The 16048-nt window shown below is 55.0% G+C and carries 9 protein-coding genes; all 9 read left to right on the top strand.

Going from position 1 to position 16048, the window contains the following annotated elements:
- The first annotated feature begins 1073 nt into the window (after nt 1-1073).
- The 9 genes from CR157_RS17175 to CR157_RS22370 all read left to right on the top strand — a co-directional run bounded on the left by CR157_RS17175 (nt 1074) and on the right by CR157_RS22370 (nt 15966).
- A complete protein-coding gene (locus CR157_RS17175; RefSeq protein ID WP_219999969.1) occupies nt 1074-1877 on the top strand; it encodes a Hachiman antiphage defense system protein HamA in 804 nt (267 codons plus the stop codon).
- The gene (locus CR157_RS17170; RefSeq protein WP_110284761.1) at nt 1874-4861 is read left to right on the top strand and encodes a DEAD/DEAH box helicase; all 2988 of its coding nucleotides are present in this window, start codon (nt 1874-1876) and stop codon (nt 4859-4861) included. Before CR157_RS17175 ends, CR157_RS17170 begins: the two co-directional genes overlap by 4 nt.
- 93 nt (nt 4862-4954) lie before the next feature.
- Nucleotides 4955-5593, top strand: a complete 639-nt coding sequence (locus tag CR157_RS17165; RefSeq protein ID WP_110284760.1) for a super-infection exclusion protein B — start codon at nt 4955-4957, stop codon at nt 5591-5593.
- A 362-nt stretch (nt 5594-5955) separates the two neighbouring features.
- Nucleotides 5956-7209 carry a HEPN/Toprim-associated domain-containing protein gene (locus CR157_RS17160; protein WP_110284759.1) on the top strand — a complete coding sequence of 418 codons (1254 nt, stop codon included), beginning with the start codon at nt 5956-5958 and terminating at the stop codon, nt 7207-7209.
- Between the two features lie 159 nt (nt 7210-7368).
- The gene (locus tag CR157_RS17155) at nt 7369-8244 is read left to right on the top strand and encodes a hypothetical protein (protein WP_110284758.1); all 876 of its coding nucleotides are present in this window, start codon (nt 7369-7371) and stop codon (nt 8242-8244) included.
- 130 nt (nt 8245-8374) lie between these two features.
- Nucleotides 8375-9226, top strand: a complete 852-nt coding sequence (locus CR157_RS22380; protein ID WP_146218718.1) for an OmpH family outer membrane protein — start codon at nt 8375-8377, stop codon at nt 9224-9226.
- Between the two features lie 153 nt (nt 9227-9379).
- Nucleotides 9380-10090 (top strand): hypothetical protein, encoded by a 711-nt coding sequence (locus CR157_RS22375; protein ID WP_146218717.1) that lies wholly within the window; start codon nt 9380-9382, stop codon nt 10088-10090.
- Between the two features lie 485 nt (nt 10091-10575).
- Nucleotides 10576-14697 (top strand): NACHT domain-containing protein, encoded by a 4122-nt coding sequence (locus CR157_RS17150; RefSeq protein ID WP_219999968.1) that lies wholly within the window; start codon nt 10576-10578, stop codon nt 14695-14697.
- Between the two features lie 270 nt (nt 14698-14967).
- The gene (locus tag CR157_RS22370; RefSeq protein ID WP_146218716.1) at nt 14968-15966 is read left to right on the top strand and encodes a hypothetical protein; all 999 of its coding nucleotides are present in this window, start codon (nt 14968-14970) and stop codon (nt 15964-15966) included.
- Nucleotides 15967-16048 lie beyond the last annotated feature (82 nt).

The raw sequence follows: 16048 nt of genomic DNA, 5'->3' as shown, positions 1-16048 counted from the left end.
GACGACGCTTGGTTGCCCATCACAGGTGCTCACGTCGACGTGTGACGAACACGGAAAGCCCCGGCTCGTAGCCGGGGAAACGCAAGGTACTACTTTATCTACAGACCCGATGAGAACTGTTGGCTGTCCATAGCCGCAGGCGCTCTCCCTGCCCTGGACGCTGATTACACACCCGAAGGGGTTGGGTCATGCAGCACGTCACACCAATACCCTAACTGCTGCTCTCCCCACCTGATATGCGACATCTCGGAGCCCCTCTGTAGGAAATCGACCACCCTTCGCGTCGGCCGGCACCAGGCATCGATGTCGACATCGGCACCGATGCCCGCGACCGCCTGGCTCGGGAACGCACCAGCAACCCCTGGCATGTCCTACCTCAACACCGCTCCCTCGGCGACCAGTACCGCGCCCGCAAGCAGATCAACCACGAGACCTTGATGGTACGGCAGTGCATCAACGACGAGCAGCACTTCCAGCCCTGAGTGACGAGGTTAGCCAATGGTGCCAGCCCCCTACGACTTTTTTCTCAGGTTTGACTACGCAAGCCTACGCATCATTTAGTAAGCTGAATGTAAATGAATGTGTCAGATCGGATTCTAATGATATCCCGATGGAGTCACGCTGGCGGCCTGCGACCGCCAGGAAGGAGGGCCGGTGATCGGTCACTCTCGGCGGTAGCGTGCCAGATCGAAAATCTCGACCCGCGCTTGCCAGGGTAACGGTTTTCGTAGGAGCGCAGATTAACTGCGCGTTTAAAGGGCAGCATTTGATCCATAGCTGCCACCATTGATTGTATCGAGTTGTAGGAAAGAGCTGTATATCGCGACAGGCGGCTTTCGACCCCAAGCGGACAGTCCGGCAAATGCAGACGGCATGCTGATCCGTGTTATGCAGCTGGCACGATGATCGGGGTTATACTGCCGATCTATACTTAATTCCTATAGATTTCAGGCGGTTGGGTTGTGGATGACGTGCGGTATAACACGAATGAACGCGCAAGCACTTTCATCCAATCATAGGATGGGCTGTTTAATCACTGTTAGGGGAAGAGGAATGGGCTCACGATGAGAGACTTGGGCGTCGATATCAGCGCCATCGCACCATGGTTTGCTGACGAGCATCAGTCTCCCTACGTGCTGGTCTGCGTGTCCGACGAGCACGCGGCTGCCTGGGCGGATGTACTCGGTGTGCCAGTTCGTCGGTGCTACATCGACGATGCTCTACTCGAGGCGCGGGCGCAGGCGACGGGGCGCCCGAAATCAGAGATCGTCGCCGCCAAGCTGCCGGATCGCGGCTCTACCATGGCAGGCGACTTCGGGGAAATCCTGGTCTTTCTATACCATGCAGCCGTCGAGCCAGGAACAGAACTAATTGGCCCGAAGAAGTGGCGCTTGAAGCAGGACCGGACGAAGCCGGCGCCATACTCTGATGTTGTTCACTTCGTACTTCCGAACTGGCCCCAACCCTCCGAGCAAGACCGGGTCCTGTGCTCTGAGGTTAAAACGAAGTCAACGGCCGGCGACTCCTCACCGGTCAAGGCGGCGATAACGGACTGCGAGAAAGACCGGACGAGTCGATTGGCGAAGACCCTCGTCTGGCTGAAGGAGCGCGCACTCATCGACGCCTTCGACACCACCACCGTCGATCAATTGGAGCGTTTCATCAAGGCTACCGACCATCCGCCTGCCCTGAAGCAGTTTCGGGCGGTGGCCGTTGTATGCGCAAGCCTGGTAGACGAGGAACTCGAGGACACCCCTGATGAACAACCGGCAGACCACACGGTGGTCGTGATCGCCGTTCCAAGTTTGAAGCAGCGCTACGAAGAGGTCTTTGATGCTGTACATACGACCGTCCTAGAGCCTGGGGAAGGGACATGAGGGAGACTCTTGCCAAGTGGGTTAGTGACGCGGACGCCCTCCACCATGTGGAGCGATTCGGATTCTCGCAGCTACCGCTCCAGTTGGACTATCTGCGTTCGCGGGGCGACGACTACTACATTTCGCTCGTCGGCGAGCTCTTTGACCGGCTTCATGAGCCGTACAGGGATTCTGTCGACTGGTCGCGCTTGGGCAACGCGATCACTCAGGCAGGCGGCGTCGGAGTCGATCAGGCACCGGCCTATCGCGGGATCTTGTCACCAGAAGCCGCTGTCTTCGCGGCGGCGGCGTTCTACTTCGGGGGCTATTCGGCGTCGGCATACCTGACGCTCAAGGCCACGGATCCGAATGCCCTCGGAGAGGTCCAGCGAGCGTGCTATGAGCTACTTTCGAGGCCATCGACGATCCAGTCGGCACGCGTACGTGCTCTTGTCGGCGCCTTGCGCGGCGGTGACCTAGAGGCAATCCGTTCGCAGATTGAGCATGCTGCTGAGATGGAGGTATCGGCGCTGCAAACCCATCCCGATGAATGGGTCGGATGGCGCCTGTTCCAACGGATGCTCTCTAGGTTCGTGCAAACCAACATCCGTGCTGTCCTCCCAGATGGCGAGGCGGAATTCTGGGACCCCCTCGTTCGGTCGCTCCTCAACCGGGACCCACCGACATGGGACTTCTTCCCTTCCCAGATAGATGCCATTAGGAGCGGGCTACTGGGAGGAGTGGCCTCCTTCTCCATCCAGATGCCGACGGGCGCTGGTAAGACAGCACTCTCGGAGACGCTGCTCTTCTATCATCTGAACCGGCATCCGCAGGATGTGGCAATCCTACTCGTTCCCTTTCGCTCACTCGCAGCGGAACTGCGCGGCAGTCTCGTCAAGCGCCTTGGCCGCATGGGTCTCCCTGCTCGATGCGCATATGGGGGGACTGTGCCCACAGGCGATGAAGTAAGAGACCTAGATGATACGCGGGCGCTCGTTGCGACACCGGAAGCGCTTTCGGGTCTGCTTAGCGCAGAACCGGGCTTTTTCTCCCGAATCTCCCTCGTGATATGCGATGAGGGGCACCTCCTCGATGGTAAGGCCCGTGGGGTAGGGCTGGAATTGCTGCTCGCTCGAATGAGAGCCCGCGAGAGCGGCCCGCCAAAGTTCGTCTTCGTGTCCGCTATCGTACCGAATATCGAAGAGATCAATGCGTGGCTGGGCGGCACGGATGCAACGGTCGTCCGCAGCGACTACCGCCCAGCTCACGCTGAGTTCGCAGCGCTTCGTGTTGCCGGCAAGAACACCGATGCGACTGTCGCGCTACAGCTACACCCGCACCATCATGAATCTACATTCTTGATCGAGCGTTTTCTAAGCCGTGATGACTTTCGCTATCGCAATGCCTCAACAGGTCGGCTGAATACATACTCCTTTAAGTCCGTGAAGGCTCAGGCCGTCGCCACAGCAAGGAAGGCACTATCGATGGGAGCGGTTGCTGTGTTCGCTGCCAACAAGCGGGGAAACCAAGGTGCTGTAGGTCTCGCCAATGAGTTGCTGTCGCAACTGGCGAACCCACTGCCCATGCCCGCTCCTATTCAGTTTGTCGATGACGCCGCAAAGCTTCAGACCGCCGTCGAGTATTTCACCCTTGAGTACGGCGCGTCATGGGTCGGGACACGAACACTCGCGGCGGGAGCCGTTCTGCATCACGGGGACATTCCGCAGGAAAGCCGAGAAATCTTGGAAGCTCTGGTTCGTAAGGAGGATGTTCGACTGGCGATCTGCACGAACACGTTGGCGGAGGGGGTCAATCTGCCAATCAGAACGCTGGTCTTGTATTCGGTACAACGCCGCGGTCCAGACGGGGCCGCAGAGAACCTGCTCGCACGCGACATCAAGAATCTGGTCGGACGTGCGGGGCGAGCTGGGGCAACAACCAAGGGCCTTGTCATCTGCGCCAACCCTGCGCAATGGCCGTTGGTGGCCCCCGTGGCTCAGCAGCAGCCGGGTGAGCGCGTTTCTGGTGCACTGATCGAGCTGATGGGACGCCTTCAGGCTGCACTCAGCCAGCGGAGCATCACGCTTACGAATGACATCCTTGAAGGCGCGACCGCGCTCCACACCCTGATCGACGGCATCGATGCAACACTCATCGACCTTGCGGCAGAAGAGCTGGGGGAGGACGAGCTGATATGGATCGCCGGTGAACTGTCGAGTCAGACCTTTGCGGCCAGCCAGGCTCAGCCCGCGACAACGGCTCTCATGAAGCATGTATTCGAGCTGCGTGCTCGACGGGTGTCAGCAATCAAGGGGGCTGGACGACTCAGCTGGATTCGAGAAACGGGTACGCGCGCCCGGATGCTGGAGTCGGTGGAAGTGAAGCTGCTGCCCATGCGGGAGAGTTGGGATGACATCGCAGCTGCAACCGACCCGGAGCTGACAGAGACGCTGCTAACGTGGGCATGGGACCTCCCCGAAGTGGCTGAGGCAGTCAAGGAGGCGTACCGGGATGCATCCCCGTCACGTTCGGATTTTGCTCGGATCCTCGATGCATGGATCGACGGTCAGCCCCTGGTCGAGCTAGCTCGAAGGGCGGGGATCGATATCGACACGATGCTGGGTGTTCACGCTAGGGTGATCAGCCACGTCCTTCAGGTAGTGGTCGAACAGGCTGTTGGCTTGCTCAAGAAGCTACTCGAGGAGAACGAGCGTGAGCTATCGCAGGCCGTGGTCGATTTTCCTGAGCATCTGCGTTTCGGTGTCCCCACGCCAGCAGCTAGGGTTCTTGCGGCCGGCGGTGTCCGGCACCGGCGAGCTGCTGTCGCCCTTGGTCGGAGCCCCGAACTTGCTGCGATTGGCGAGGACGGTCGAGCTTCCGTGTTTCCCACGGCACGACGCCTCCTCAATGATCAGGAGCGATGGTTGCCAGTGATGGGGCGCCTAGTGTTGGAGAATGCCCGTGAGGACTTGCTAGAAAGCAGTGATCCCGATGATGGAGTGTGATCCAGCCTGGGGCCGCACTCCCAACAACAGCATGCAGCGGACGGCGCTGGGCGCCGCCGCTGATGCTGAGCTTTGGGTGCGATAGGAGAACGAATGGAGTGGATTTCCCGGATAGCAGATTTGGCCAAGGTGCCGACGCGGCTTGTGGCCGTGTTGGTCTTTGCGTCCGGGCTGCTGCTTTTCCTGCCGTTGCCTTGGTTGGAGAGGCTTGCTCTGGCTCAGCTCCGGGAAGATTTTGCTCCTTATGCGGGCATTATCTTCGTTGTATCCATTTCTCTGCTGGCGGTTGAGGTTGGGATTTGGTCCTATGGAAAAGCCCGGAGCCACCACCGAAGGAAAGCTGCTGAAACGGCTGTGCAGGACTTCATGCTGCAGCTAGATGGTGCCGAAAAGGCGGTTCTACGTGAATTCTTCATCGCGGGGGCGAAGAGCCTGCGGCTTCCGCTTGAGCAGCCGGCAGTCGCGTCTTTGTTGAACGCTGGCGTTCTCGTTCGGGCGGCGTCTTCCGGAATTCGCACCACCGTTGGGTCTGTGTTCTCCGTTTCTTTGTCTAATCCAACTCAAGAGTTGCTAAGCCCTACGCTCGTAGATCTTGGCCCTTTCGTCGTACATACCGATGATGGTAAGTGGGATTTGACGGAAGACGGAAGGGCTTGGCTGATGGCGAACCGGCCACACTTCATGGGAGAGTTGGAGCGCCACTTTGCGCTGTTTGAGGAGCGGATGTGGTAGCTGTTGCCCAACAACAGCATGCAGCGGACGGCACTGTGCGCCGCCGCTGATGCTTAGCGTTACATCAGACATCACTGAACATCCGCTTCTGGCCGGATGTGGAACTTTAGACTAGGCTGATGGGGTGTCCAAGGCAGTTGACGAACCAAAGCAGACATTTCGGGAAATGCAGTCGGCATGTTTATCCGTGTTATGCAGCTTGAAAAATTATCGGTGTTATACTGCCGATCTATACTTAATTTCTCGTGATTTCAGTAGGTTGGGCTGTGAATGACGTGCGGTATAACACGTATGAACGTTCCGGCGGGTTCATCTAATCATGGGATGAGCAGTCTAGTCACTGATAGAACTCGGTTGAAACTATGGGTAGCATCGCGACGCTCTACTTCCAAAGGTACCCTGTCGAAGATACGAAAAATCGCTTGGATCAATGGATCTTCAAAGAGAGCGATAAGCTTGTCTTCACACGCAAGGTTTCCGATAGAAACGACCTCACTTGGGGTGAAATAGCTGACGAAGGGGAGACCGAGACAGCGTACGTCTTTGAAGCCTCCGTCGAGACGATAATTAATCGACTTGAGGTTCTCGGCTACACGCTTGAGGCATGTAAACGCGATTTCATCGAGTCCATCAAAGAAGAGCTAAAAAAGCTACCGGAGTTAGAAGAATATGATGCGGATTTTGTCAGATCACACCGAGCCATATGTGCGAAATACGGAAAATTCGAGCAGTGGCTAGAAGCGTTTTCGGTGATCGTTCGGGATAGGCCAGAAGCCGTCTTCTATATGTCTGAACCGGAGCGGGTTCATGCGAACGACCTGGTCAACTATATGCTCAATCCCTCTCCTGTGTGGAGCGAAGACTGGCATCCATGCGGGTTCCAATACCCATCTCAGAATTTCAATTTGTTTGCGCGTGCCTTTCTCGAATCCTGCGACAAACAGGCTCCGGTTCAGTTGGACGCAACGGATATAGTGAATGGCGGATGGTATGAAGGGTTTGAGCACTTAGAGGACGTCGTCAAACCGCACACTAGGTTCTTCGAGGTATTTCAGAAAAGTGCAGCAGAAGTTTCTGAGCTTTCCAGTCAGGGTCGGGCCTTGGGCAACACAGACTTGCTGGCAAAAGTCCTATTCGCAAATGTAATAGCCGCCTTGGAGACATACCTATCAGACACATTTGTGTATACGGTAGTGAGCTTTCCGCCGCTAATTCGTCGTCTTGTTGAGTCTGACCCAGAACTGCAGAAGCGAAAGTTAGAATTGAAAGACATCTTTCGCCGGCACGATGGGATTAAGGGTGAAGTGACCGAGTACCTTGAGGGATTGATGTACCACAACCTTGCAAAGGTTCGGGAGCTATATCGCGGAACCTTGTGCGTGGAATTCCCGAAAGAAATGTCGGAAATCTTTCGGGCAATCGACGTCCGGCACGACATAGTTCACAGAAATGGCCGGCGTCGATGTGGCGAGGCGATCAAACTGGACCTTAGTTTAGTTGAACACCTTTTGGCAACCGCCACAAAATTCGTTGAGCAAGTTGATTCTCAGGTCAAGAACGTATACCCATCGGTGCTCGAAGGTGAGTTCTATCAAACCGTTGCAAGTGACGTTTGACCCGATGCGTGCCCTTGCTGCCGCTGGGCACACATCGGGTCAAACGCACCTGAACGTGGACGATATTTCTTGGTGCAGTCTATGTGGCTACTGAACAAGCTATTTAACCACGGGGACCAGCCAAAGCCTCGTTTCGCATTCCAGGGAACTGTGAATTGGATGCGTGGCTTGGCGATTCTCACTGAGAGTGGTTTTTTCCATGAGGATCTCAGGCAATTCTACCGAGACGTGAAGAGAAGGCGTGTAAACGAGGAAGCTGACTCGCTTGCCTACGAATGCCTCACGATGTCTATGCACAACGTAAGCGCACTCGACAGCATGAAAGTGATTCAAAATCCGTATCCAGTTGTGCGTTCTGCTATCATCGCCTGGTACTACGCAATCTATTATGCCGCCAAGGCAATGCTTGCTGCGTCGTCCGGTGCAGACCCGCAATCACACGCTGCAGCGGGAAAAGTTTGGCAATCCGAACTGGTAACTGCTCGTTTGGTAAAGTCCCCGTTCGACCTGAACATTTCTGACATAACCCCTAAGAATGTGCAGGAAGTGATGCGCGATCTCCGGTGCGACAATACACATGATCTGAACTTGGAACCAAAAAATCGTAAAATGGCCTTTGGTGCGGCTTATTCTTACCTGAAGGGTACAGCGGAATACGAACAATGGCGCCTCGAGGAGCAAGTCAAGGATAGTTCTGCCTACAAGCAGGGTGGATTCAACAGCTTTCGGTCGAACGCTGCGAAGGCGTTGAGAGACGCTAAGCTCGGACCGGCGTATCTGAACTTCCTGGTTCAGGCTTTTCGGTACCGAGGAAAGGCCAACTATCGAGACGCAATCTATCTATCTTACGGTGGTGATAACACAGGCCGATTGACTCAACTCGTTACCGATCTCGGTGCGGTAAGTGGTACGTTCTCGCTAATGGCCGCCCACTATGTCGCGAAGCGAGTCGTGAGGCATGACTGGGAATCCTTTGTAGCGGACATCGCAGAGTACGCAAAGTTTGATCTACCTTTCGACCTAACCAAGATATAACCAACCGTTGCAGGCGACGCTGCGCCTGCGGCGCACCGTACCTGAACGGCAGCGTTATATCAGGTGTCGCTGATAGTCCGCTATTGGCCGATAGTGAACTTTAGTCCTCGCTCATAAATAGGTCGCCATAATGATAAAATTTCTACCCTACATACTGCTGATGCTCTCCATTGATGTTTATGGACAGCAAGGCGAGTCGCTTTACAGCCAATACCAAGATGTGAAGAGCTCATTCTTTACATCTGAGATAACCTTTCGGTGCCAAAGTGAAGACTACAAGTTTCGAAGCAATATACTGACCCCCGGAGAGCTTTATGTGAAAGAAGGCCTTGACTGGGTTAGGATTAACGATATTGAGATTCGCGATGGCGGAATTTCCTTTGAAGAGCTGATGAGAATTGCTCCACCTGATATATCACGTCTCAGAAAGTCTCATGAGATTCAAGGAATAGGTGGACAAGATATCAGCAACACGCCATCCCTATTTCATCCCCAATACAGTTATGTCACAGGAAACATGCGAATAGAAATTGACTTTCTTGAGGAAAGATATCGTTACACAAATACTGACGAGCTCCAAGTCCCCATCCATATGAATGAAGACTATTACGTACGCAGCCAAAGAATGTCTGGACTGGAACTTAACACTTGGCAGCTTGCTGTTGGTACTCACACCATGGGTAATGATTTCAGATATTCCTTCGAACTAATTAGCAAAGAAACAGAGCTTGCTACTCTGCAGGATGACTTGTCACGCAATAACTTTGTTTTACAAAGTCGTGAAAATTTGATGAGTAATATAGCCAAGCTAGAAGAAGAGATATCCAGCATCAAAAATAAGCAAAAAGAAGAGCAAGAAATAATGGAATCGAACGAAACCTCGGCTTATGCCAAACTGGCTGAATACGGCGAGATGGATCTCTATGCCTACATACCGCGCGGAACGCTATCCCGCTCTTATCACTGTTTCGCAACCGAGTAAAGCAACACTCCATTCAGGGCAGAGAGAGGGCAATCACTTTTCTTTCTTAGGAATGCTTTAGCATTTTCTGAAGGTCAGCTCCTGGCCGGAAGCGATAATTCAATCTGACGTTTTATGTAGAATATAGTTTTTCAGCCTCTGAGGGAGGGGGAAATGGCTCGATGGTTGATTAGGTTGTGTGGGGATCATTTTGATCTTGAAGAGTTCCCTCGTTGGTTTCCTGATGGTGATGTTTTCTCGTTTGAAGAGGATGGGTCCGTATATCTTACTGGGCCTGCATTCAAATCGCATGAAGAGTTTTCAAAAATCCAAGATATGGCGCTTCAAGTCATCGATGAGTTCTCGGCTGTAATATCACTTTTATGCCCGGGCCATCGTAGGCCAACTGATTTAGAAGTGATTAAAGAGACAGATGATGGTAAGCGTGCAAGGTATAATCCTGCATCCACTGTTATTACGATTCGCTCGAAAGTAAAGGCTGTCCCTGTTGTCGGCGGCCAGAGTTTAGAGGAGCTTGCTATAATACAGGGGCAAGAGCTACTTTCTGGCGCTATTAATAACTATCATTTGCGGACAGCGCTGGCTTTATGGGGTGACCCTCTTAAAACATGGCCTCGTCTGTATCGGATACTTGAGGATATTGAGAGACATCTTGGACAGCATGTTAATAAAAGCGGACTATGCTCTGCCAAACAGCGCGAACGTTTTACCCGTTCTGCAAATTGTGCAGAGATGGCTGGGAAAGATGCGCGACATGCTGCAGGTAAGTTCAATTCGCCCAATGACCCAATGAGTCTAACAGAAGCTTGTAGCTTTATTTCAAATGTTCTGATGGAAACACTGAATAACGCATCTGCTAAATAGGATGTATATAAATTTTATGGTGTGTGGCTGTTCCATATGTCCGCTTATGGCCGAGTGAGGAACTTTAGTCTATGCTGATGGGGGTGCTGGGGCAGTTGATGACCCAAACTGGGCACTCGACTTGTTGAAAAGTTAGGTTTCGATATTGAGTCCGCACCGGCAACTTGATCCTATACAGCACGATCCGTTAGCTTGTTAAATTCCGGTTAGTTACAGCGAATCCGTGTAACCGTACATACATAATGGCGAAACGCAGGAATAGAGACGATTTCACTGAGAGGACCAGGCTACAGATCGCGAAGCGGGCTGGCTGGCTGTGCTCGTTTCCAACGTGTCGCACGCCGACGGTCGGTGCAACGTCGGACGGCGAAGGCGAAATCAACATCGGCACGGCGGCCCACATCTGTGCGGCTGCGCCCGGCGGCCCACGCTACGATGAGACTATGTCACCAGAGGAGCGCTCTTCCGCGAGGAACGGCATCTGGATGTGCCGCGATCACGGCAAGGCGATCGACTCCACCGATCCGGAATTCACTATCGGGCGGCTCCGCGAATGGAAGAGACAGGCGGAAATCGAGTCATGGCGCCGCGTGCTGCGTAACGAAGTGCCGCGTGGGCCTGCGGTTGCCGGAGACACCCAGTTGGCGGCACGTATTCGGACCGCCGCAGAAGCAGATCTCAAGGTCTTCCAACAGACCGTGAAATGGCCATCCACGTCAGTTGCTCTCACGTTGGAAGTAGATGGGTTTGATGACCCAGTGACGACAAGCGCGCTCGCGAGGGCGGTCACGTCGCTGGATGATCTGATCCTCGTTGCCGGGCCCGGCATGGGCAAGACCACGACACTCTTCCAGATCGCCGAAGGCATGCTGGCCAGCAGCAAGGACATGCCCATCGTCGTGCCACTCGGCGATTGGGCGACGGAAGGTGCGACGGTTCTGGAGTCGGTCCTCAAGCGTCAGGCGTTCCGTGGAATCTCGGAAGATGACTTTCGCAAGACTGCCGTCCAGCACGGAATCGTGCTGCTACTCGACGGCTGGAACGAGCTGGACACGCAATCGCGGGCCCGTGCGCGCGTGCAGGTCTCCAGGCTCAAGGCGGAGTTACCGGAACTCGGCCTCGTCGTGTCGACGCGCAGGCAAGTCCTCGACATTCCTTTCGGAGGAACACGCGTCGATCTCCTGCCGCTCAACGAAGAGCAGCAAATGCAGATCGCTGTCGCGATGCGCAGCGACGCAGGTGCGAAGGTTTTGGATCAGGCTTGGCGCACGGCGGGCGTGCGCGAGCTTGTGACGACTCCCCTCTATCTGACATCGCTACTATTGCTCCCTGAAAACGCCCCGTTCCCGACGACCAAGGAGGAGGTGTTGGGGCACTTCGTGTCTGCGCACGAGAAGGACGCGAGCCGCGCGGAAGCGCTGTGCGCCACTGTGCAAGGCTTACAGCAGGACTATCTCGACGGTCTCGCCGTCTTCGCCACGCAGACGGCAAACACGGCCATCGCCGAGAGTAATGCGCGGCGATCGATCTTCATGACGGAAACCCTTCTGGCCGATAACGGGCAGATCACGATCAAGCCACAGCCCGACGCGGTGCTCGATGTGCTCGTCAGCAACCACGTGCTGACGCGTATGGGCGACACGCCCGGCTACTCGTTCCAGCACCAGCAGTTTCAGGAATGGTACTCCTCTCATTCGGCCGAGCGCCGGATCATCACCGAGATCGACGATCCTAAAGCGCGTGAGACACTGAAGGCGGAGGTGTTCAACCTCCCCGCATGGGAGGAAGCCATCCTCTTTGCTGTCGAGCGTCTGACACGCGGCGACATGCACCAGCGTACCGCGTGTGGCAAGGCGATCATCGCCGCGTTCGAGGTGGATCCCATCCTCGCCGCCGAGATGATCTTCCGTTCCACTGAAGAAGTGTGGACGCAGATTGCTGCGACCATTCAAGGACTCGTGGCGCGCTGGCACGCGCCCGGAAAAGTGGATCGCGCTTTCCGCTTCATGCTGACGTCGGGCCGACCCGAATTCCTCGATGCGGTCTGGCCGCTCATTACCGACGAAAACAAGCAGATCAGCCTCAACGCACTGCGCAATTGCCGACGGTTCAGACCGTCGATCCTTGGAAAAGACGCCAAGAAGAAGATCAGGTCCTTGTCTCCGAAGGCGCGAATTATCGTACTGAGCGAGATAGCCTCGCACAGCGGCATGGATGGCCTCGATCTTGCGACTGCGATTGCTATGAACGACCCTGACCCTGAGGTGCAGGCCTCAGTTGTCGATGCGCTAGCATTCCGGCGCGCGGACCGCCATGTTGCCGATGTGTTGCGAGAGGCGGGCGACAAAACTTTCGACCTGATCGCGAGCAAGGGCCTCGTCGATGAGGTGACGGACGAATTGGTCAGAAAAGGACTCGTGGCGGCGCAAGAGCGGCAGGAGGTGGAAAAAACGTCGGCCGCTGATCGGTTGCGTGTGATTGTGTACTCGCGGAGCACTGAGGACCACAGCGCCGAGCTGTCCAACATCATCAGCACGATGGAAATCGAACAGAGGCAAGACGCCAGGGTACAACTCATCTATGAAGCGCGCAGCCGTTATCCGTGTGCGGTCGTGGACGGCCTCCTGGCGCGCGTACGCGCGGGCCGCTCACTGTTCTATGGCGCGGACGATATTCTGGCGTCCGCCGGGTTCACTCTGGAAGATGAAGCGCTGCTTCAACTGGCGCTGGCTAATCCCACCTGCCATGACGATCGCGCGGAAGCTGCCGCCTCAGTGCTTGGGCCGGAGGCCGTCGGCCGCTTGGTTGACGCGTTGCTCGACGTTGGATCGCGTCTGCGAGTAGGCGACAAATACGACCGCGCAGCAGGTGAAACTTACAGAGGGATGGAAACCCGCATCGCACATGTGCCGGGTCCAAGCCTCGTTGCCGCGGTCCTTGCGCGCTCGACGCAGGCGGACAACGGAGGGATAGTGCGCTTGGCGGATCTGCTCTCACGCCATCCCGACGGCGAGACCGATCGCGGCAGGTCCTTCGACGCGGATTCGGTTCGGGCTATTCAGAGCCTAGTCGAAGACTGGGGCAACCGCCTGCTCGCTTCGGGCGACGCGAAGCGCTGGCAGAAGGCCCATATCGCGACGCTTGCGAGCCGCGTCCCGTCGGTGAAGCTGTTACCCCTTTTGAAGCGGCTGCTTGACGACAATCTTGAGCGCTACAGAGCTTTCCGGAAAGAGGCCGAGGCCGCCAGATGGCGGCCGTGCGAGGCCGTGAACGAGGCTCGTTGGCCATTGACTCATGAATATCAGCGCGCCTTCCTGGCGATCAAAACGTCGGAAACAGCCGCAATAATGCAAGAGTATCTAACGGACGAGCATTTTGGTGCGCTCGCCGCGCGGGTGCTTACCGATCAATGGAGAACCGTGAACGAACCACCGACAGAAAAGCACATTCTCGGTGGCATTGACTTCTCGGGTGTGAAGGAGAAACGCACGGCTCGCGCTATCAATCCTGACGAGACTTCGGCGGAAGCGGAAGTGATATTCTCCGCGATCGAGCCGCTGATCGTGGAAGGCGTCACGGACGAGCAGAAGAAACTCGCCGTCGAACTTGGCATCGTCGCCTCGCAGCTGCCGCACGGAAGGCGCGATAGCACCATCCGTAAGCTCATCACCATCGCGTCGAGGCGAGCACGCGCCGATCTACTCCTCAGCCTTGTACTTTCTGGCGAGGAAATCGACACGAAGGCTGTGACCGATGGCATTGCCGAGACCTTCGAGGCGGCCAAGACTGAGACTTGGATAATGACGCAAAGTGAGGGCTATGAGCTCAAAGCGTGGTTGCGCCTCTTGCCGTTCGTGAACCGCCCCGCAGAGGCTTTGGCCGTCGTTCACGGCATGCCCCCTGCGCAACGTGAACCTCGCTTCTTGGAGGAAATGGTAGGGGCCTTCGCCGATTCACCTTTGGAACAAGCTGAAGATGTCTTGTTCAAGCTGGCCGAAGAAGATGCGCGCTTCTATGCGAGCCATCGCTGGCGAGCGACCGCCTTCCGGCTTGGGACAAGGTCTTCAGCGCGTCGTATCCTCGATCTGACCGCCCAGGGCGCCTTTGAAGACAAGTCATTGGATAATTGGCACCTGGCAAGGGAGCTCGGGAGCCTGCTTGATGCTCACCCCGATTTGCGGGCTCATGTGTACGGCCTGTTGAAGGACGGGCCGACCTCGCCCGGAATTGCGACGCTTGCCCGCGTCGTCGCTGAAACCCCCGACGAAGAGGGACTGCTCTTGCTGGTCAGATTTGAGAACGATCACAAGCGTTCCTTTATCGGCTGGCGAACCATGGAAAGAGTCATCACCGAACACGTACCGTCCGAAAGTTGGGAAGGCGCGTACAACGTCGTGCCGGTCCCTGTTGCCGAACTTCGCCGGAAGCTACTCGCGATTGCCACAGATGGAAGCGGGTCGGAAGTCGCTGCTCGCTGTCTGAATCAAATTGACTTGATCAGGGATGAATACGGATTGCCCGAAGCCGAGCCTCGTCATCCCGATCTTGTATCTGGAAAGTCGTGGCCGATCATGATCCCTGACCCCCATATGAATGAAGCAGAGTAAATCATAGAGCGAACGCTGTCGGGACGTTTCGTGATTGGCTTGGAGCGATAACTCAGAAGCATCAGCAAAGTCTGTTATTGGCCGAATGGGGAGTGTTAACCTATGCTGATGGGGTGGCTACAGAAGCTGACGACCCAAAGCTGACGTTCCGGGAAATGCTGCCTAAGTATAATTATCTCATATAAAAAGCAATACGTTAACGATTCCCAGGCAGGCGCGTAATTAATCACCCGGGCCCCAACATCTAATAACTGTTAGGCAGTCGAACGTATGACGCGTATCCAACTAGCCACCTGGAAGCGGTGCAATATCGAGGGCTTGAGTATCGTACCTAGCCTGTGCGGCGAAAGTCACGATTTCTATTTCCGGGACCATAGGTATGTTCTTCGCCTTCCACGAAAGCCAAAGCTTAAGAACGGGAAGTCCACCTCGCAAGACATAAAGCTGACATCTTGGCGAAAGAAACAAGGCAGAACAGTTCCGCTCAAATACACCGTGCATCGGATAGATATAATCCTCGATCATGAAAAAGAGTTAGCGGTTCCAGGAAAGAGCCTTGGAAAGGTTGATCCATGCACCTTCCCAAAACGAAAGCAAAAACAGTTGGAGAGATTAGTCACCAAGAGTGAGGAGTCAATTTTAGAGGCATTTGAGTATTGGAAACAAATAGTCCGTTGGAAAACAGGAAACAGCGGAATTTCTCCACCTTTCGAATCCAACCTGCATCATGGTTGGTCCTCCTATCTGATCGACTTGAAAACTGAACAAAGGTTCTATGCGGCCCCCCATGTCATGGTTGTCTTGAGCGAGACCCCAATTACTAAACGCCAATGGAACGCTGTTGGAGCCGCTTTGACCAGCCAAGCTCTTCCTCCAATATGGGAGAAATTCTACATTGAGGCACACCACCGCCGCGGAGTGCACGACTATCACGGAGCAGTCATTAGTTTGGCGGTGGCGATAGAATCCTCCGTTAGATGCCTTATGGAAAGGCATGTTCGCGAGCCGCCGAATGATGAATTTGAAAAGATGGTTAACCGCATTAACCTTTCTCAGATCTTGGACCGATGGAAACAGCTGGGATTCAACTCCGCTTCTTGGGTTAAGAGCTTTGACAAGAAGTGGATCAAATATATCGTAGACACTCGAAATGGCATAATGCATCGAGGTTTGTACGAGGCAGTGGACTCAGTCGCACTCCACGAGTGTTTCAGGGCTGCTCGGATTTTTCTTGATAAGGTAGCAAATGAATTGTCTAGCAATGCCTAACAATCGCTTCGAGACCGACGTGCCTACACTTCGCTTTAGCACGCCGCAAAGCCGGACGTTAATACATCAGGATACTATCAAT

It is taken from the genome of Halomonas sp. LBP4 (assembly GCF_003202205.1).
In the GTDB taxonomy this organism is placed as follows: domain Bacteria; phylum Pseudomonadota; class Gammaproteobacteria; order Pseudomonadales; family Halomonadaceae; genus Halomonas; species Halomonas flagellata.
Note: the sequence above shows the minus strand (reverse complement) of the source record. Positions and strands in the feature narration are given on the sequence as shown.